Raw genomic sequence first — 17,128 nt, 5'->3', positions numbered from 1 at the left:
GTTGTGGTTTTTCAGACAGCCTGGTTGTTTTGTGCAACCAGCCAGCCGACCCCGCGGACGTTTTGAATCGCTTCTTTGCCGAGTTTTTTGCGTAAGGCGTGAATCAGGAAGTCAACGGCGTTGCTTTCGACTTCTTCACCCCAGCCGTAAATTTTGTCTTCCAAATCACTGCGTGACAGAATCATGCCCGGACGCAGCAGCAGGGCTTGGAGGACGGCAAATTCTTTGTTGCTGAGCATGATGGCCTGTTCCTGCCCGACCACTTCCGCCTGATGGGTGGAAGGATTGAGTGTGATGATGCCGTTGGTCAGCAGCGTTTGCGCCTGTCCGCCGTGTCGGCGCAATACGGCGCGCATACGGGCTTGCAGTTCCGCCATGTCGAAGGGTTTGACGATGTAGTCGTCTGCGCCGCCGTCTAGGCCGTTGAGCCGGCTGTGCAAATCGTCGCGCGCGGTCACGATTAAGACGGGAATGGTACAGCCGCCGTTGCGGATTTGCGCCAATACGTCCAAACCGTCTTTGCCGGGCAAACCCAAATCCAAGAGCAGCAAATCGTATGCTTGCGCCGCCACTGCTGCGGCAACTTCCGAACCGCGGCTGACCCAATCGACAGCGTAGCCGGTGTCTTTCAGGTTGGCACTGACGGCTTGGGCAATCATGGCATCGTCTTCAACCAATAATACGCGCATGGAAGTTCTCCGGAGGATGGGTGGATAGTGATTATACCTGCACTCAATTAGTAAAAATTTAGGAAGGGTTGAAAAACTGATTTTTTGCAAAAGGTGAGGCCGTCTGAAATTCGTTTTTCAGACGGCCTGTATGCTTCAATTCCGATTATTTAGGGTTTTTCTCAATCAAGGCAACCAATTGGTCGATATAGCCTTGAACAAAGCCGCGCGCGGATTCGATGAGCTGGCCGTTGTCGTCAAACAGGGTAGGCGAGTTGCCGAGGAACACTTCCGGTTGGCCGGTCAATGGCATATCGAAATACGAAAGGGCAAGGCGCAGATTTTTTTGCGCGCTATAACCGCCCATTTTGCCGACGGAATGGCTGATGATGCCGGCAGGTGTTTTTTTCCAGGCAACATCGGCATTGGGTTTGGAACCGATGTCGATGGCGTTTTTCAGGCAGGCGGGGATGGTACGGTTGTTTTCGGAAGTCACGAACAATACGCCGGCAGAGGCTTTGATGGTTTCACGGAACTCGGTATAGCTGGATGGAGTGGGGAAGTCGGTAACGGTAGGATCGTCGTAGTCGAAGTTGTATAAAGGCAAATGGCCGATTTCGACGATTTGCGCTTCGTAGCCTTCGGGGAACATGGAAATGACGTTTTGTGCAACTTTTCGTGCGAACGAGCCTTTACGCAGGCTGCCGACCAAGATGCTGACTTTCTTTGACATGTTTTTCTCCTGTTTAATAATAAAAATGAAAACAATTCTAAATTTTAGTATTATCTGGGGAAGCGGTCAAGGTTTCAGACGGCCTGTCAAAATGGTTTATGCTAAAATAACGGTTTCGCTGATATTTCAAATTATTATGCACGCTTCTGATTCGCAAGAGGACGCAACGGCACACGAATACTATGCCGACAATCCCGACTTTCCAGCTAAAACCATTGTCGCCACCTTATTCATCGGCGCATTTTTCGGCTATCTCAACGACACGCTGCTGAATGTCGCGCTTACGCCGATTATGAAAGATTTTGGTGTCGATAAGACCACGGTTCAATGGCTGACAACGGGCTTTTTGCTGGTCATGGGGGCATTTACGCCGATTACGGCCGGCGTGATTCAATGGTTTGAAACGCGCAAAATGGTGCTGTTTACGCAGGCAACGTTTTTAGCAGGATCGCTGATTTGCGTGTTTGCACCTACTTTCGGAATTTTGGTTGTGGGGCGTATGGTGCAGGCGGTGTCTGCCGCGTTTTTTGTCCCGCTTCTGTTTAACGGCGTGTTGTCGATTTTCCCGCCCAACAAACGAGGAACGGCGATGGGCGTGATTACCATGATGTTTACCGCCGCGCCTGCAATGGGGCCGACGCTGTCGGGCATCATCATCGACCATACGCATTGGCGTGTGCTGTTCGGCTTTACCGCGCCGTTTATGTTGGCGGCGATGGTGCTGGTGGGCAAATATTTGACGGTCAATTTGAGTAACATCAGCCGTCCGAAAATTGATATGTTGTCGGCAGTTTTGTCGATTGCGGGCTTCGGCGGGCTGGTTTATGCGAGCAGTAATTTTGCCCATATGCCGCTGGTGGAATTTATCCTGCTCTTTGCCGCTTCCGTTGTGCTGGTGGGTTGGTTTGCGCACCGTCAGTTCCGTTTGGCTACGCCGTTGTTGAACCTTCGTGCGTTTGAATACAAACAGTTCAGATATTGCGTTGTGATTTTGGCCGGTGCGATATTCCTGTTCTTGGGCTTGGAGCTGATGGTGCCGATGTACACGCAGCAAGTGCTGATGCTGACCGGTACGGCAACCGGCCTGATACTGATGCCTGCGAGTATTGCCCAAGCAGTTGCCGCGCCTTTGTTCGGCAAATTGTTGGACAAAAAGGGCGGACGTTTTGTCGTCTTGCCTGCAACAGTGATGCTGGTGGTGTCGCTGGCGGTATTGTGGCTGTTTTTACGGATTGATACACAAGTGGTGATGTTGACAGCGATGTTTACGTTGTTGGCGCTTTCCGTGTCTGCTTGTGTAACCGGCGAAACCCATGGTCTGAACGCGTTGCCGAAAACGCTCAATCCGCACGGTGCGGCGATTCTGACCACCATCAACCCGATTGCCGGTGCCATCGGCGCGGCGTTTTTCGTCGGTGCGACCAATATCGGCGAGAAACTTTCCAGCGCAGATATGCCGCAACAGGCAATGCTGGACGGTATCCATTTGGCGATGGGTTGCGCTTTGGGTGTTGGTGTTGTGGTCGTCATGTTTGCTTTGCGTTTGAAAGCGCATCAGAAATAAATAAAAGGCCGTCTGAAACGTGCAGACGGCCTAAGTACCTTGTAAGAATTTATAAGATTTTTGTAACACAATGAAGTTGAAAAGTATTTTATCAATCAGCCTGATGATGGCGGTTTGTCCGTCATGGGCTTTGGATTTCGGGCGTATTCCTGAAAATGAGATTTCTGTTTATGTGCAGGAATTGGACAGCGGCAAAGTGATTGCCGAACACCGTGCCGATGAATTGCGCAATCCTGCTTCGACCATGAAGCTGGTAACGGCGTTTACCGCGTTTCGTATGCTGGGCGGCGATTATCGTTGGAAAACGGAGTTTAAAACCAACGGCTCAATCAAAGGCGATACGTTGAAAGGCAACGTGTATTGGGTGGGGAGCGGCGATCCTGTGTTTGATCAGCATGGTTTGGTGCAAATGCAGCAACAGATGCGCGATAAGGGCATACGCCATATTGACGGACATCTGATACTCGACCGCAGCCTGTGGGGCGATGTGAAGAATCCGGATGATTTTGCTTCCGATTCTGCCGAAAGCTTTATGACGCCGCCCGATCCTAATATGTTGGCGTATAAAACCGTTGAACTTCGTGCTGAAAAAGAAGAAGACGGAAGCTTGGTCATCCGTACCAATCCGCCGCTGCCGAATTTGAACATTCAAAACAAATTGACGCTTGAAGATAAGGAAGGGAAGTGCAGCGTTTTAAAGAACCACATGAAAACTTCCTATAAAAACAATACGCTGACCGTATTGGGCAAGCTGCCGGAAAGCTGCTTGGGCAAAGAGCTGTATCTGAATATGTATAGCATGAAAGAATTTGTCGGCAAAAGTTTTGTCAACCAATGGCGCCAACAAGACGGCACGATTTCAGACGGCCTGACGACAGGTGCTGCGCTTCATGACGCGCATGTGTTGGCGAGTCATCAATCCAAACCGCTTGCCGATATCCTCACCGATATGAACAAGCATTCCAATAATCTGATTGCCCGTTCGGTTTTCCTTAAATTTGCCGGACATATATCTGATTACAAGCAGGCGCAGGCCAAGGCCGCGTCTATCGTAAAAAGCGAGTTGGCGGTTGCCGGTATCAATACGGAAGGGCTGGTGTTGGAAAACGGCTCAGGCCTGTCCCGCGTAGAACGGCTCAATGCGCGAATGATGGCGCAAATGTTGGAAAAAGCCTACTTCAGCCCGTTTAAAAACGAGTTTATCAGTACGCTGCCGATTGCCGGTAAAGACGGCACGCTTAAAACACGCTTGAAACAGCCCGGTGAAAACTTACGCCTTAAAACCGGTACGCTTAAAGATGTCCGTGCATTGGCAGGATATTGGTTGGGTGAAAAGCCGTTGCTGGTTGTCGTCATTATCAATAGCCAAAAATCAACCGATTATTTACGCGACTTGGATAAGCTGGTGTCTAAAATTGTTCAGCCAGGTGGCGAACATTGGATTGATGCTAAGGCCTCTTGCATGATTAGGTATCAGGCTTGATAAGCTAAAAAGGGCCGTCTGAAAATGTATTGACGTTTTCAGATGGCCTTTGTGTAAGAGGGGAAGGCAAGTATTTATGTCTATTTTGAATAGATGATATAGGGATTTGATGAATAAGCGTTTGGTGTGAATCCGCTTGAGATGGATGGTCTTTCAGGATTTAAACCATATGTCTGCTTTATTGTGTTGTCCTGTTTATACTATTTAAATAGCTGGATTTTTTATAAAAAGACATAGGATACAGACGAAAAAATACCGGTAAAAACCGGTATTTCTTATTTTTAACTTGATGGCGCGGCGGACGGGGCTCGAACCCGCGACCCCCGGCGTGACAGGCCGGTACTCTAACCAACTGAGCTACCACCGCGCATCCATTGTCAGGGACAATGAAAAGGAAAGTGGTGGGTGATGACGGAGTCGAACCGCCGACATTCTGCTTGTAAGGCAGACGCTCTACCAACTGAGCTAATCACCCGAAAAAGGGAGATACTGAGGAATCAGTATTTCTAAATAATGGCGCGGCGGACGGGGCTCGAACCCGCGACCCCCGGCGTGACAGGCCGGTACTCTAACCAACTGAGCTACCACCGCGCATCCACTGTCATAGACAATGAAAAAGAAACTTGGTGGGTGATGACGGAGTCGAACCGCCGACATTCTGCTTGTAAGGCAGACGCTCTACCAACTGAGCTAATCACCCATGCGCAAAATTGCGAAGACGCTATTAAACCAAAAAATCCTGATGCGCGCAAGATTTATTTGTCGATAATTAGATATCTCCCTGCAAGCACCAGTTTTCAAAGGAAATAATTTCTTCCTGCTTGCCTGCGACAACCAAAATGTCGCCGTTTTCCAGAACAAAATCAGGGTCAAGGTCTTGGATTTTTCCGGTATTGCGGCGGATAAACAATAGTTTCAGATAATGCGCTGCCAATGGCAATTCACGGATGGTTTTGCCGATGGCGTGTGCCTCGCCTTGCAAGGGGAAGGCATGGCGGCAGACGGCCTTGCTGTCTTCGTCGGAGAAACTGTCATCATCACTGCCGACAAACAAGTCTTGCAAAGATGCATAGCGGCTGTGACGGATATGGGTTATGGTTTGATAAACGTGGTTGTAGGAGAGACCGTGACCCAACATGGCATAGCTTGCCAGCACCAGGCTGGTTTCTTTGGTATCGGAAACGGTTTCTTCTGCACCCATTTCGGTAAAGGTTTTGACGTAATCGTCATTCGTGGCGCGAACATAAACCGGCATGCTCGGATGCATGGACATGATGTTGCCAAGAACATGTTGGGTCTCATGCATATTGTTCAGCGTGATGACCACCATTTTGGCGCGTCCCAAGCCGGCGGCTTCCAAGACTTCGCGGCGTTTGGCATCGCCAAAGGAAACCGGCTCGCCTGCGTTGCGTGCCACTTGTACGCGGGCAATGTCCAAGTCAAGGGCAAAGTAGGGGATGCCTTCTTGCGCCAATACACGGGCAACTGATTGACCGCCGCGTCCGAAACCGATAATCAGGACGTGTTCGGATTTGCTCATGGTTTCCACCAACATGGAGTGTAAGTCCAAGGCTTTCATGTCCCAGTCGGATTTGACGAAGCGGCTGACGATGGCATCGCTGCTGCCCAAAATGAATGGTGCGGCAATCATGGAGAGCAAGACGGCTGCAGTGGCTGCTTGTTCCAATTCGGGCGAAACCATATTGATTTTGCTGGAAATAGCCAGCATCACGAAGCCGAACTCGCCGCCTTGCGCCAAATAAAGCGCACTCTTGAGGCTGTCTCCCACAGGGTTTTTCATGCGCAAAGCGATGATGAAGACGACCAGTGCTTTCAAGACCAACAGGATTGCCAACAAAATCAGGATTTGCTGCCAGTTGCCGATCAGCGCCTGAATATCGAGCTTCATACCGACGGTAATGAAGAAGAAGCCCAGCAGGATGTCGCGGAATGGACGGATGTCGTCTTCCACCTGAATACGGTATTCGGTTTCGGAAAGCAGCATACCGGCAACGAATGCGCCCAATGCCATAGACAGGCCTTCAAGCTCTGTCAGATAGGCCACGCCTAAAGTAACCAGCAAAACGTTGATCATAAAGAGTTCGGACGATTTGCGTTTGGCAACCAGTCTGAACCAGCGTGACATCACACGGCTGCCGATAACGAACAAAATGCCCAAGGTCAGCAACATTTTCAAGCCGGCCAAGCCCAGCTCTACCCACAAGTTGCCTTCGCTGCCGCCGGCAAGCGCCGGAATCAGAATCATCAGCGGTACCACGGCAATATCTTGCATCAGCAAAACGCCCATGGCCATTTGACCATGCGGCTGACCCAGCTCGGTTTTCTCCGACAGAATGCGACTGACGATGGCGGTGGACGACATGGTCAGTGCGCCTGCAGTAGCAAACGCCCAGTTAAACGGCGTGCCCATTGCCATCAAAATGCCCATAATTGAGAGCATGGTAATGATGACTTGCAAACCGCCCAAACCGAATACGAGGCGGCGCATGGCTTTGAGCTTGGGCAGGGAGAATTCGAGACCGATGCTGAACATCAAGAACACAATGCCGATTTCGCCCAAATAGTCGGTGGCGTGGCTTTGCGGAATCAGTTTGAACATACCCGGACCGGCAATAAAACCGACCAAAAGATAACCGAGCATGGAAGGAATGTTGAACTTGCGACAGCAGATAACCGTAATGACGGAAACCAACAGGACAATGACAATGGGACCGAGGGAGAATTCGTGCATAGAGTGGGCGGCCTTTCGTTAAAAGTAGCTATTGTTATATAGGCCGTCTGAAACACGTCGAAAACCGACAGCAAACCCAAATAAAAACGCACAGAATGAACTTCATTTCTGCGATTTGATTTCCCGTATCATGCTTATTTGGACTTACTGTTTCGAGCGTTATCTAACGGATTGTTAAGATTATATCAAGATAGAATGTAAAGTAGTGTTTTGATTGACAAAAAGGGCCGTCTGAAATATTCAGACGGCCTTTAAATAAACAAACGGTTTACGGCATCAACATGCCGCCGTTGACATGAAGTGTCTGACCGGTAATGTATTTTGCCTGATCAGAAGCCAAGAACAAAACTGCATCGGCAATATCTTGCGCTTCACCGAATTTGCCCAAAGAAGTTTGCGCTTCAAAGGTTTTGCGGGTTTCTTCCGGCAGGGCGCGGGTCATATCGGTGTCGATAAAGCCGGGGGCAACGCAGTTGACGGTAATGCCGCGGCTGCCGACTTCACGCGCCATAGATTTGGAGAAGCCGATTAAGCCTGCTTTTGCGGCCGCATAGTTGGTTTGGCCGGCATTGCCCATCACGCCGACAACGGATGTGATGTTGATGATGCGGCCGGTACGCTGTTTCATCATGCCGCGCAATACCGCTTTGGAGGCGCGGAACACAGATTTGAGGTTAACCTGCATGATGTCGTCCCATTCTTCCTCTTTCATGCGCATCAGGAGGTTGTCGCGGGTAATGCCGGCGTTATTGACCAGAATATCCAGTTTGCCGAATTCTTTTTCGATGTTGGCAATCAAGTTTTCGATGGTTTCAGGTTCGGCAGAATTCAATGCACGGCCTTCGCCACCCCATTGTGCCAAGCGTTCGCTGATTGCAGCCGCACCGCTCTCACTGGTGGCTGTACCGATAACTTTTGCACCGGCCGCAGCCAAAGTATCGGCAATCGCCGCACCAATACCGCGCGATGCGCCGGTTACCAAAGCGATTTTGCCGCTTAAATCTTGTGTACTCATGTTTTATTCCTTAATTGCGATTGGAAAAATGGTTTCAGACGGCCTTATTTACCTAGGGAGGGTGCTTGATACCGTCGTTTGTTGATTCTGCGTAATAAATATTCTTTGTAGTATGCCCATGCTTGCTTTTTTTGTCCTTGTTTCCAAAGCCGTTTGGCTGCTTGTCTAAATTTCCTTTTAGGATTTGGAAAGGGCAACCAAGTTGATAGAGGTTGTTCTAGATATCCGTTATTCCATGGGGAATTCTTAAAATATTGATCATATGCGGGGTGGAAGCCTAATTGATGCCACGGTTTGATATGACCAACAAAATGGACTAAGCGGATATTGTTGGGATTGTCGATTAATTCACTGTATTTTTGATGCCAATGTATCCAGTTAAAGTTTTCTGAAAGCCAGTGTACATGACCTATACAGGCTAAATTCAAAATATCTTGGTCTGGACAGGAGAGTTTAAAATTCTGTTTTTCTACGGCTTGCATTTTTTCAGACAAAATTTTATCTATTGCCATATCATTCCATTTGTCAATATTGAATAGAATGACCCCAGAGTTGAAATAAGGCTCAGTATCTGTAAAACCAAATTGATTGAGTTGTTTTATATATGCTCTGTATAAGATTGCATCAGGTACGGCGGCAATCAAAGAATTTGAAATGTCGATTTCAAATAAATCATCAATGTTGCCCAAGCACAGTACATCAGTATCTAAATAAAGCGCAGTATGAGCAATACCTTTTAATAAGCAAGGGATACTCATACGGTAATACATAGCGATAGTAAAATAATGGGTAGTCTGCAGGGTAGAAAAGTATTCTGTATTTAAATGGTAAACGCTTATTGCGTAGTTTTGATTTGATGTTTCAATTTGATCGAAAATATTAAAATCATAACCTTCTGAACCACTAACTAACAAATGAAAATGTATTCGACTGGTATTGTTTTGCAGTACAGAAAGTAACGCAGTGCCGATGTGTTTGATATAGTTTTGATCGGCTGCATAAACAATATGTTTCGGCTGTTCAATGAATTCTCGTTTGCGGATATGAACAGTTTCTAATACTAATTTTTCTCTTTCAAACATTTAAATTCCCCACAACTTCTCTATTGATTTCAGGTAATCCGATAGGGATATTCGGTTCAATATCAAATGCGCAGCTGATCCAGTTGCTGAAGCTGTATTTGTGCTTCAAGCCTGGGGCAAGCGGTACATACGGCAAGGTCAGGAAGGCTTTGAGTTCTTCAAGGTTGCTTCCGTCCCAGTAGAACATATTGTTCGGGTGATAAAAATCGTAATGTGCGATGGTCGGATTGGTCGTAATCAGTTTTTTGTCCAATCCAATCGCTTCGAAAATCCGCAAAGAGAGACCGTAGTGCTTGCGGTTGAGGAAATCCACCAATACGGAGGATTTGGCCGCTTCTTCTAAGTTTTGACGATAGGAGAGGGCGTTTTCAAAGGAGAAGAACTCGACTTCGGGAATGCCCAAAGCTGCTTTTTCTTCTTCGATTTTCTTGCTGGCCAAGCGGAAATCTATTTCTAAACCGATTGAACGTGCAGCTTCGCAAAATGCGCGGATGTCGTTGTTACGGTCGGCGGCGTACGAGCCGATAAACAAGATTTTGTTTTGCGGGTTTTCAGACGGCCTGAAGCTGTCAAAGTAGAAGCTGGTGGTTGGAAAGAGTTTTTCGGTGTATTCAGGGTGTTTGCCTTGGTCAAACGGATCGAAAAAGTAAAACTTGTCGAAAAATTCGATGTTGTCGAAGTCTTCTTTTAAGAAGGTCAGGGCTTCCCAGTTGTAATACACCATTAATTTTGAATGCGCTCTGAGCTTGGCGATGAAGTCTTTCGGATAGGCGCCCAGCCAAATCATGAAGCAATAATCCGCTTGTTCGGGATGTTCGCTTAACAGGGTATTGAGGCGTTCTTCTACGGCGCGGAACATGGTCCGTTTTTTGAAGTCTTTTTGCCCAAGAATATTTCGATACCAAATTTTTTTCAGCCGTTGAAATACATTTTTGTATTTGAACTCTTTTTCTTCATAGGTCAGGGACAGCACTTCAAATCCGCATTTCTCCAAGTTCTCAATAATGAGTTCGTGGATTTTGAAGAGTTCCGGCATGGCGAGAATGACTTTTTTCTTACTCATAATGTATTTAATGTAATATTTTGTCAGGCAGGGGTATCTGCCGTGGGCAATAAGGTTAATCAATGCCGATCAGGCGGTTTAGCCATTGTGTAAACGAATAATAGGCTTTGATTTCAGGGGCAGGTTGCTGATACGGACGTGCCAAAAATTCAGGCAATGCGTCTAAATTACCGCCGTCCCATACGAACACGCGGTCCGGGTGGTATAGGTCGGTTTCCAAGATATGTTTGTTGGTGGTAATCAGTTTTTTATCGAAACGCAACGCATCAAAGATACGGAATGATAAGCCGTAATGTTCGAATTGTGCAAAATCGACGACTGCACCGCAACTTTGCACTTGGCTGAGGTTTTCTTCAAAGCTGAGGATGCTGCTGCGGTCGAGATAGCGGATGCCGTTGTGTCCGAAGGCTTTTTCAGCCCTGTCGTCTTTGCAGTAGATATGAAAATCCAAGGGTAGGCTGAGGCGTTCGGTTTCTTGGATAAAGCGTTTGGTTTGTTCTTCGCGTCTGAGTTCGTAGCCGCCTAAAAAGTAGAGTTTGTTGGTGGGGGTATATTCCGCCACGGGAAAGTCAAAGTAAAAATTAGTGGTGGCTTTGAAACGGCATTGTGGATATTTTTGAATATCGTCGGGATCGAAAACCCAGCATTGGTCAAAATAATCCAAATATTCAATAATATCTGGGAAGCGTCCTACGCCATCCCATTGATAATTCACGCAAACATTGCTGTGTTCGCGGATGGTGGCGATGATTTCTTTGGGGTAAATATTGGCACGGATACAGAGCGCATAATCGGCTTTTTTACCGTTTAGCAAGGCCAATTTTTGTTGAATGTCGTCGAGGTGGCGGCTGTATTTGAGGTATTTTTTATAGTTGCCGTCTTTGGTGATGTGTTTGTGGTAGAGGTTTTTAAGTCTGCTGCCCAAGTTCGGGTAATAGGAATCTCGGTCGTCATAGCACAGATTAATGACATCAAAACCAAGAAAACGCAGATTTTTTTCGATACATTGATCCAGTCCGTACATGTAGGGAACGGCAAGAATAATGGTTTTTTTCATAATGTATTCGGATTGGAGTGGGCTGATTTTTCAGACGGCCTTGCCTGACAGGATAAGGCCGTCTGAAAACATTTTTAGTGGGCTTCGATAAATGCAGTCACTTGATCGGCATTGGTCAATGCGCTGCACGCGGCTTCTTTATTGATGCGTTTGGCGAGGCCTGCGAGGACTTTGCCGGGGCCGCATTCGGCGGATTCAGTGATGCCTTCGGAGACAAGTGCGTTGACGGTTTCTGTCCAGCGTACTGGGCTGTACAGTTGGCGTACCAAGGCATCTTTGATTTTGTCGGCATCATCGTAAGAAGCGACATCGGCGTTATGGATGACACGGATTTGCGGTTGTTTGATGGTGATGTCTTTCAGTGCTTCGGCAAGTTTTTCCGCTGCGGGCTTCATGAGGCTGCAATGTGAGGGAACGGAAACGGGCAGCGGCAGGGCGCGTTTGGCTCCGGCTTCTTTGGCAGTGGCCATGGCGCGTTCGACTGCGGCGGTGTTGCCGGCGATCACGACTTGGCCCGGTGAGTTGAAGTTGACGGCTTCAACGACTTCGCCTTGTGCGGCTTCGGTACAAATGGCTTTGACTTGTTCGTCTTCCAAACCCAAAATAGCGGCCATTGCGCCTACGCCTTGCGGTACGGCAGATTGCATGAGTTCGGCGCGCAGACGAACCAGTTTGACCGCGTCTGCAAAATCCAATGCGCCGGCAGCGACGAGGGCGGTGTATTCGCCGAGACTGTGGCCTGCAACGACTGAAGGGATTTTACCGCCGGCTTCCAAATAGGCGCGGTAGGTGGCAATGCCGGCAGCCAGCATGATGGGCTGGGTGTTGACGGTTTGTCCGATTAATTCGGCATCTTCGCCGTTAATCATTGCCCACAGGTCTTGACCCAATACGGCGGAAGCTTCGTCAAATGTGGCTTTAACGATGGCTTGCTCGGCAAAGCCGTTCATCATGCCTAGGCTTTGTGAGCCTTGTCCGGGGAAGAAGAATGCGAAAGACATGGTAATTCCTTATTGGTTTGAATGTTTGAGGGTGTCTGCCAGCAGAAGGAGGGTGGCGACAGTATTGGTTGCGGCACTCAGCCGGAAGGTGCGGACAAATCCGGGTTTGCTGGTTTTATGCCGGAATATGAGGCTGCCGCAATAACCGCCCGGCCAGCCGCCAAGCAGGTTGAGCAGGTGCAATTTTGCTTCGGGTATGCGCCTGCCGTGCTTGCGTGCGCGCTGTTTGTCTTGGTAGTAAAGCAGGAAAACGTATGCACTTAGCGTGAGATAGGCAATTGCCAGTTTGGGCAATATTACAGCCGTTATGCTTAAAAACAGGCTGCTGATGCAGAGTGCAAACGTTAGGGATTTCATGGGTTTGAGCAGAATAGGCCGTCTGAAAGAGGTGTTCAGACGGCCCAATCGTTAGTATTTCACTAAAACCGCACCCCAGGCAAAACCACCACCGATGCCTTCGAGCAAGAGGTTTTGTCCGCGTTTGATTTGGCCGTTTTTAATGCCGACATCCAGTGCCAACGGAATGGAGGCTGCGGAAGTGTTGCCGTGGTCTTGGACGGTTAAGATCACTTTGTCCATGCTCAAGCCCAAGTGTTTGGCGGTAGAGTCGATAATGCGCTTGTTGGCTTGGTGCGGCACAATCCAATCGATTTGATCGGCGGTGTATCCGGCTTCTTCGATAACGTCATCGGCGATTTTGGACAGCATTTTGACGGCAAACTTGAATACGCCGGGGCCGTCCATGCTGATGTAGGGCGAACCGCAAACCTGGCCGTTGGCGATTTGCCCGGGGACGTTCAAAAGGTTGAGGTAGTTGCCGTCGGCTTTGAGTTTGCCGTGGATGATGCCCGGTTCGTCAGATGCGCTTAAGACAACCGCGCCTGCGCCGTCACCAAAGAGGACGCAGGTGGTGCGGTCGTTCCAATCGACGATGCGGCTGAAGGTTTCCGCGCCGATGACCAAAGCGTTTTTTGCCATGCCGCTTTTGATGTAGGCATTGGCAGTGGTCAGGGCATACATAAAACCGGCACACACGGCTTGTACGTCAAAGGCAGGGCAGCCGTTGGCAATACCCAATTTTTGCTGCACGATGGTTGCCGTAGAAGGGAATTGCATATCGGGAGTGGCTGTGGCGACGATAATCAGATCGATATCGTTAGCCTGCAAATCGGCATCTGCCAAGGCGCGGCGCGCTGACTCGGCGGCCAAGTCGCTGGTTTTTTCGCTGTCGTCTGCAATATGGCGAAATTTGATACCTGTACGCGTGGTAATCCACTCGTCGGAAGTGTCCACTTTTTTGGCAAGGTCGTCATTGCTGACGCGGTTGGCAGGAAGGTAGCTGCCTGTACCGGAAATTTTGGCATATTGCATGAGAACGGCCTTTTTAGAGAGTTGATTCAGATAGTCGGGTATTGTAAGCGAAAATGGGAAAATTCCCAATATTAAGAATGAAGTCAGTGATTAAAGATAAAAACAGGCCGTCTGAACATTGTGAAGTTTCAGACGGCCTGTATATATCAGCCTTAAGCTTCCGTTGTTAGAGCAGCGGTTTCTTCCAGTTCGGCTGCTGCTTTGGCGGCTTCCAAAGCAGCCAACTGGGTGGCTACGCCTTGTTCGATTTGTGCAAGTCCGGCGGATTTGGCTTCGTGGTAGGCTTCTTCCAAAGCATAACGGAAGCCGACTTCGTCGGTTCCGCCGTGGCTCTTAATCACAATACCGCGTAAACCAAGCAGAATAGCGCCGTTAAATTTGCGCGGATCCAATTTGCCTTTCAGACCTTTGAGTGCGGGCAGGGCGGCAATAGCGGCAAGTTTGTTGAGCAGGGTGCTTTGGAATTCACGGCGGATGGCGCCGCTCATGAATTTAACCGCGCCTTCGATGGTTTTGAGCATAACGTTGCCAACAAATCCGTCTGCAACAACAACATCGGCTTCGCCATACAAAACGCTGTTGCTTTCGATATTACCGATGAAGTTGAGTTTGCTGCTGCTCAACAGTTTAAAGGTTTGTTTGACGGCATCCGTACCCTTGATGTCTTCTGTGCCGACGTTCAAAAGGGCGACGCGCGGGCTGCCTTTTTCAGGGTGCAGCGCATGTACCAGCTCGCTGCCGATGATGGCAAATTGAACCAGTTGTTCGGGCGTACAGTCAACGTTGGCGCCCAAATCCAAAGCCAGGGTAACGTGTTCGCTGTCGGAAGGCAGGAATTTGGCGATGGCAGGGCGCTCAATACCGGGAATGGTCTTGAGGACGAATCGGGCGGTCGCCATCAGTGCGCCGGTATTGCCTGCCGATACGGCGGCTTGCGCATTGCCTTCTTTGACTTGGTTGATGGCGATGCGCATGGATGATTCTTTTTTATTTTTCAGCGCAGATTGCGGCGCTTCATCCATTTCGACGACTTGCGCTGCATGGCAGACGGTAATACGGTCCATAGGCGCGCCTGCCGAGCTTAATGCTTGGCGGACTGCTGCTTCACCTCCGACCATAATCAGATGTACGTCGGATTGCTGTTTCAGGAAATCCACTGCACCGGGGACGGTAACCGCAAGGCCTGCATCTCCGCCCATGGCATCTACGGCCAGTGTAATCATGTTGTTCTCCGGTTTGTGTGTTTCAGACGGTCTCAAACAATCGGACAAGCACACTCATCTGATTTTCAGGAGATTGAATTGAAAATCAGATGAAAAGGCTTGTTGCGACGGTCGTACCAGATTTATTGGTTTTGCGCGGCCAATTTGTTGTGTTCGTCAATGTCTAGCGCGTCCCAAGGATAGTTGATCCACCAGTCTTCAACGGTGATGCCGCTGAAATAAGGGACGCCTTCAGGAATTTTACCGACTTTGGCTTTGATTTTTTCATGCAATACTGCCACGCCGACAGTGCCGAAATCTTCTTTCAGCAATTCGTTCAGGCAGAATTCCATGGTAACGCGGCTGTCGTCCACTTCGTCAACGACCAGTACGTTTTTGCCTTTCAGTACATCGGGAACGGGATCAAGCCATTGGACTTTTTTCACTTCCTCGGTCACTTGACCTTCGTGATCGTTGTCGTAGTAGGCTGTGGTAACGGCGTAAATCGGGATTTCCAAGAAGCAGCGCAACATGCGGGCAGGGATAAAACCGCCGCCGCCAATGGCAATCATGGCATCGTATTTTGTGCCGGAGTTTTGGATTTTTTCCGCTAATCCTTTGATTACGCGGTGGATGTCGTCGTAGGTGTACCAGATTTTACGTTTCATGGTGTGCTTCCGAGGAGGAAAATACAGGGTGCAATGCAAAAAAGCCAGTCATTGCATGGCAATATTCTGGCTTTTTCAGTCAGACGAACAGATTATTCGCCTTTAGCTTTTACCACTTTACGGCCACGGTACATACCGTTTGGAGAGATGTGGTGTGGACGATGTACTTCGCCGGTTGCGCTGTCAACAGACAGAGAAGGCGCAGTCAGAGCGTCGTGTGAACGGTGCATACCGCGTTTAGAAGGGGATTTTTTGTTTTGTTGAACGGCCATTTCAAGCTCCTAGATAAATAAACTGTGTCCTAATTAACTGCTTTTCAAACCTGCTAAAACAGCGAAGGGGTTTGGTTTGTCCCGATTGACTTCGTCCAGTATTCCATTGTTGCCGCAGTCTTCGTGTCGAGGGGAGAAAGGGAGCGACATCAGGATTTGGTCTTCAACCAGAGTCCGCACGTCAAGCTCTTTTTCGAGCAGCATGCCTTCCAATTCTTCATCGGCAAGCATGGCTTCGTCCAAACTCTCTTCATCGGCAAACAGGACGATACGGCTGGTTTCATCGAGTAGAAACGGCATGGGCGTAATGCAACGCTGGCAAATCAGGGGCATGTCGGCTTTGACGTTTAAATCGAGAAACAGACGTTGCAGCCGGTCGCGACCGCCTTGCAGCGTAAACGACACGCGTGTCTGTTTGTCGGCCGGATAATCGTGCGAACTGACTCGTTCATCCAATTCTTCGAGCAGGAAGCTGCCTTGCAGATTCTGCCCTTCGGCGGCGAAAACTTCTGGGTCAATCAAATTAGGGTATGACATAAACGGAGTATGATATAATTTCGGCAGTCTAACGTCAATGTTTTTAAGTAAAAATATGGAAGTAAAACTGCCTTTGGTTTTAGGGTCGAGTTCGGTTTTCCGCTGCGGACAGCTTCGCCGTTTAGGTATCGATTTTCAGACGGCATCGCCTGATTTTGATGAAACGCCTATTGAGGGCGAGCATGCAGGCGAGACGGCGCTGCGTTTGGCGGAAGGCAAAGCCCGTTCATTGGCGGCAACTTTTCCTGCCGCGCTGATTATCGGCGCAGACCAAGTCGCATGGTGCGAAGGACGGCAGTTGGGCAAGCCGATGAACGTCGCAAATGCACAACAGATGCTGGCGGACTTAAGCGGAAAACGGATTGAATTTTACAGCGCAATTGTGCTTTTGAATACTGCTACGGGCAAGGTTCAGCATCATGTCGATCATACGGTGGTTGCCATGCGCCAGTTGACGCAGGAACAAATCAGCCGATATTTGGAACGTGAGCCGGATGCGGTTTATTGTGCCGGTGCGGCGAAGAGCGAGGGTTTGGGCGCCGCTTTGTTGGAGCGGATTGAAAGTACGGATCCGAATGCTTTAATCGGCCTTCCGATTTTCCGTCTGATTGATTTTTTGAAAAACGAAGGTGTGGAAGTTTTATAGTTTGAGGCCGTCTG

The 17,128-nt window shown here is 49.0% G+C and carries 17 protein-coding genes and 4 tRNA genes; 3 read left to right on the top strand and 18 right to left on the bottom strand.

Annotated features, from left to right (window positions below):
• Positions 1 to 11 precede the first annotated feature (11 nt).
• Both ACTHRE_RS04505 and ACTHRE_RS04500 read right to left on the bottom strand, forming a co-directional pair.
• Entirely contained in the window at positions 12 to 689 is a 678-nt protein-coding gene (locus ACTHRE_RS04505; RefSeq protein WP_070584727.1) for a response regulator, read from the bottom strand.
• Between the two features lie 145 nt (positions 690 to 834).
• On the bottom strand, positions 835 to 1,401 hold the full coding sequence (locus tag ACTHRE_RS04500; protein WP_377073663.1) for an NADPH-dependent FMN reductase: 567 nt from the start codon (positions 1,399 to 1,401) through the stop codon (positions 835 to 837).
• 136 nt (positions 1,402 to 1,537) lie between these two features.
• On the opposite strand from ACTHRE_RS04500, the gene ACTHRE_RS04495 reads away from it, so the two are divergent.
• Complete coding sequence (locus ACTHRE_RS04495) at positions 1,538 to 2,965, top strand: MFS transporter (RefSeq protein WP_377073662.1); 1,428 nt, start codon at positions 1,538 to 1,540, stop codon at positions 2,963 to 2,965.
• 70 nt (positions 2,966 to 3,035) lie between these two features.
• Positions 3,036 to 4,448, top strand: coding sequence for a D-alanyl-D-alanine carboxypeptidase/D-alanyl-D-alanine endopeptidase (gene dacB, locus ACTHRE_RS04490; protein WP_377073661.1), 1,413 nt, complete (start codon positions 3,036 to 3,038; stop codon positions 4,446 to 4,448).
• A gap of 290 nt (positions 4,449 to 4,738) precedes the next feature.
• Here dacB and ACTHRE_RS04485 read toward each other — a convergent pair.
• From ACTHRE_RS04485 to ACTHRE_RS04410, 16 genes are all read right to left on the bottom strand, one after another.
• A tRNA-Asp gene (locus tag ACTHRE_RS04485) sits at positions 4,739 to 4,815 on the bottom strand.
• A gap of 32 nt (positions 4,816 to 4,847) precedes the next feature.
• Positions 4,848 to 4,923: transfer RNA gene (locus ACTHRE_RS04480), tRNA-Val, on the bottom strand.
• A 39-nt stretch (positions 4,924 to 4,962) separates the two neighbouring features.
• A tRNA-Asp gene (locus tag ACTHRE_RS04475) sits at positions 4,963 to 5,039 on the bottom strand.
• Positions 5,040 to 5,072: 33 nt separating this feature from the next.
• Positions 5,073 to 5,148: transfer RNA gene (locus ACTHRE_RS04470), tRNA-Val, on the bottom strand.
• Between the two features lie 69 nt (positions 5,149 to 5,217).
• Complete coding sequence (locus tag ACTHRE_RS04465) at positions 5,218 to 7,200, bottom strand: monovalent cation:proton antiporter family protein (protein ID WP_003684484.1); 1,983 nt, start codon at positions 7,198 to 7,200, stop codon at positions 5,218 to 5,220.
• 268 nt (positions 7,201 to 7,468) lie between these two features.
• Positions 7,469 to 8,215 (bottom strand): 3-oxoacyl-ACP reductase FabG, encoded by a 747-nt coding sequence (gene fabG, locus ACTHRE_RS04460; protein WP_101755799.1) that lies wholly within the window; start codon positions 8,213 to 8,215, stop codon positions 7,469 to 7,471.
• A 44-nt stretch (positions 8,216 to 8,259) separates the two neighbouring features.
• Positions 8,260 to 9,297, bottom strand: coding sequence for a glycosyltransferase family 8 protein (locus tag ACTHRE_RS04455; protein ID WP_101755800.1), 1,038 nt, complete (start codon positions 9,295 to 9,297; stop codon positions 8,260 to 8,262).
• Positions 9,290 to 10,360, bottom strand: a complete 1,071-nt coding sequence (locus tag ACTHRE_RS04450; protein ID WP_101755940.1) for a hypothetical protein — start codon at positions 10,358 to 10,360, stop codon at positions 9,290 to 9,292. The genes ACTHRE_RS04455 and ACTHRE_RS04450 overlap by 8 nt, the downstream gene beginning before the upstream one ends.
• A gap of 55 nt (positions 10,361 to 10,415) precedes the next feature.
• The gene (locus ACTHRE_RS04445; RefSeq protein ID WP_107697149.1) at positions 10,416 to 11,417 is read right to left on the bottom strand and encodes a hypothetical protein; all 1,002 of its coding nucleotides are present in this window, start codon (positions 11,415 to 11,417) and stop codon (positions 10,416 to 10,418) included.
• 74 nt (positions 11,418 to 11,491) lie between these two features.
• Positions 11,492 to 12,418, bottom strand: coding sequence for an ACP S-malonyltransferase (gene fabD / locus ACTHRE_RS04440; RefSeq protein ID WP_440344868.1), 927 nt, complete (start codon positions 12,416 to 12,418; stop codon positions 11,492 to 11,494).
• Positions 12,419 to 12,427: 9 nt separating this feature from the next.
• The gene (locus ACTHRE_RS04435) at positions 12,428 to 12,775 is read right to left on the bottom strand and encodes a DUF1294 domain-containing protein (RefSeq protein WP_377073658.1); all 348 of its coding nucleotides are present in this window, start codon (positions 12,773 to 12,775) and stop codon (positions 12,428 to 12,430) included.
• Positions 12,776 to 12,826: 51 nt separating this feature from the next.
• Entirely contained in the window at positions 12,827 to 13,789 is a 963-nt protein-coding gene (locus tag ACTHRE_RS04430) for a beta-ketoacyl-ACP synthase III (protein WP_377073657.1), read from the bottom strand.
• Positions 13,790 to 13,941: 152 nt separating this feature from the next.
• On the bottom strand, positions 13,942 to 15,012 hold the full coding sequence (gene plsX, locus ACTHRE_RS04425; protein ID WP_070646608.1) for a phosphate acyltransferase PlsX: 1,071 nt from the start codon (positions 15,010 to 15,012) through the stop codon (positions 13,942 to 13,944).
• Between the two features lie 122 nt (positions 15,013 to 15,134).
• The gene (locus tag ACTHRE_RS04420) at positions 15,135 to 15,659 is read right to left on the bottom strand and encodes a phosphoribosyltransferase (RefSeq protein ID WP_070825891.1); all 525 of its coding nucleotides are present in this window, start codon (positions 15,657 to 15,659) and stop codon (positions 15,135 to 15,137) included.
• Positions 15,660 to 15,751: 92 nt separating this feature from the next.
• Positions 15,752 to 15,931 (bottom strand): 50S ribosomal protein L32, encoded by a 180-nt coding sequence (gene rpmF / locus ACTHRE_RS04415; protein WP_002240035.1) that lies wholly within the window; start codon positions 15,929 to 15,931, stop codon positions 15,752 to 15,754.
• A gap of 33 nt (positions 15,932 to 15,964) precedes the next feature.
• Entirely contained in the window at positions 15,965 to 16,468 is a 504-nt protein-coding gene (locus tag ACTHRE_RS04410) for a YceD family protein (protein ID WP_070646609.1), read from the bottom strand.
• Positions 16,469 to 16,523: 55 nt separating this feature from the next.
• On the opposite strand from ACTHRE_RS04410, the gene ACTHRE_RS04405 reads away from it, so the two are divergent.
• Complete coding sequence (locus tag ACTHRE_RS04405; RefSeq protein ID WP_070646680.1) at positions 16,524 to 17,114, top strand: Maf family protein; 591 nt, start codon at positions 16,524 to 16,526, stop codon at positions 17,112 to 17,114.
• Positions 17,115 to 17,128 lie beyond the last annotated feature (14 nt).

Source organism: Neisseria sp. P0001.S007 (assembly GCF_051963655.1).
Taxonomy (GTDB): Bacteria; Pseudomonadota; Gammaproteobacteria; order Burkholderiales; family Neisseriaceae; genus Neisseria; species Neisseria subflava_A.
Note: the sequence above shows the minus strand (reverse complement) of the source record. Positions and strands in the feature narration are given on the sequence as shown.

Excerpts from the sequence above, each read along its gene's own strand:
- ACTHRE_RS04450 (WP_101755940.1), bottom strand. The coding sequence starts at position 10,360 with ATGAGTAAGAAAAAAGTCATTCTCGCCATGCCGGAACTCTTCAAAATC.
- ACTHRE_RS04410 (WP_070646609.1), bottom strand. The coding sequence starts at position 16,468 with ATGTCATACCCTAATTTGATTGACCCAGAAGTTTTCGCCGCCGAAGGG.
- ACTHRE_RS04500 (WP_377073663.1), bottom strand. The coding sequence starts at position 1,401 with ATGTCAAAGAAAGTCAGCATCTTGGTCGGCAGCCTGCGTAAAGGCTCG.
- ACTHRE_RS04420 (WP_070825891.1), bottom strand. The coding sequence starts at position 15,659 with ATGAAACGTAAAATCTGGTACACCTACGACGACATCCACCGCGTAATC.
- dacB (WP_377073661.1), top strand. The coding sequence starts at position 3,036 with ATGAAGTTGAAAAGTATTTTATCAATCAGCCTGATGATGGCGGTTTGT.
- ACTHRE_RS04430 (WP_377073657.1), bottom strand. The coding sequence starts at position 13,789 with ATGCAATATGCCAAAATTTCCGGTACAGGCAGCTACCTTCCTGCCAAC.
- ACTHRE_RS04505 (WP_070584727.1), bottom strand. The coding sequence starts at position 689 with ATGCGCGTATTATTGGTTGAAGACGATGCCATGATTGCCCAAGCCGTC.
- ACTHRE_RS04445 (WP_107697149.1), bottom strand. The coding sequence starts at position 11,417 with ATGAAAAAAACCATTATTCTTGCCGTTCCCTACATGTACGGACTGGAT.
- ACTHRE_RS04455 (WP_101755800.1), bottom strand. The coding sequence starts at position 9,297 with ATGTTTGAAAGAGAAAAATTAGTATTAGAAACTGTTCATATCCGCAAA.
- rpmF (WP_002240035.1), bottom strand. The coding sequence starts at position 15,931 with ATGGCCGTTCAACAAAACAAAAAATCCCCTTCTAAACGCGGTATGCAC.
- ACTHRE_RS04405 (WP_070646680.1), top strand. The coding sequence starts at position 16,524 with ATGGAAGTAAAACTGCCTTTGGTTTTAGGGTCGAGTTCGGTTTTCCGC.
- ACTHRE_RS04495 (WP_377073662.1), top strand. The coding sequence starts at position 1,538 with ATGCACGCTTCTGATTCGCAAGAGGACGCAACGGCACACGAATACTAT.
- ACTHRE_RS04465 (WP_003684484.1), bottom strand. The coding sequence starts at position 7,200 with ATGCACGAATTCTCCCTCGGTCCCATTGTCATTGTCCTGTTGGTTTCC.
- ACTHRE_RS04435 (WP_377073658.1), bottom strand. The coding sequence starts at position 12,775 with ATGAAATCCCTAACGTTTGCACTCTGCATCAGCAGCCTGTTTTTAAGC.
- fabD (WP_440344868.1), bottom strand. The coding sequence starts at position 12,418 with ATGTCTTTCGCATTCTTCTTCCCCGGACAAGGCTCACAAAGCCTAGGC.
- plsX (WP_070646608.1), bottom strand. The coding sequence starts at position 15,012 with ATGATTACACTGGCCGTAGATGCCATGGGCGGAGATGCAGGCCTTGCG.
- fabG (WP_101755799.1), bottom strand. The coding sequence starts at position 8,215 with ATGAGTACACAAGATTTAAGCGGCAAAATCGCTTTGGTAACCGGCGCA.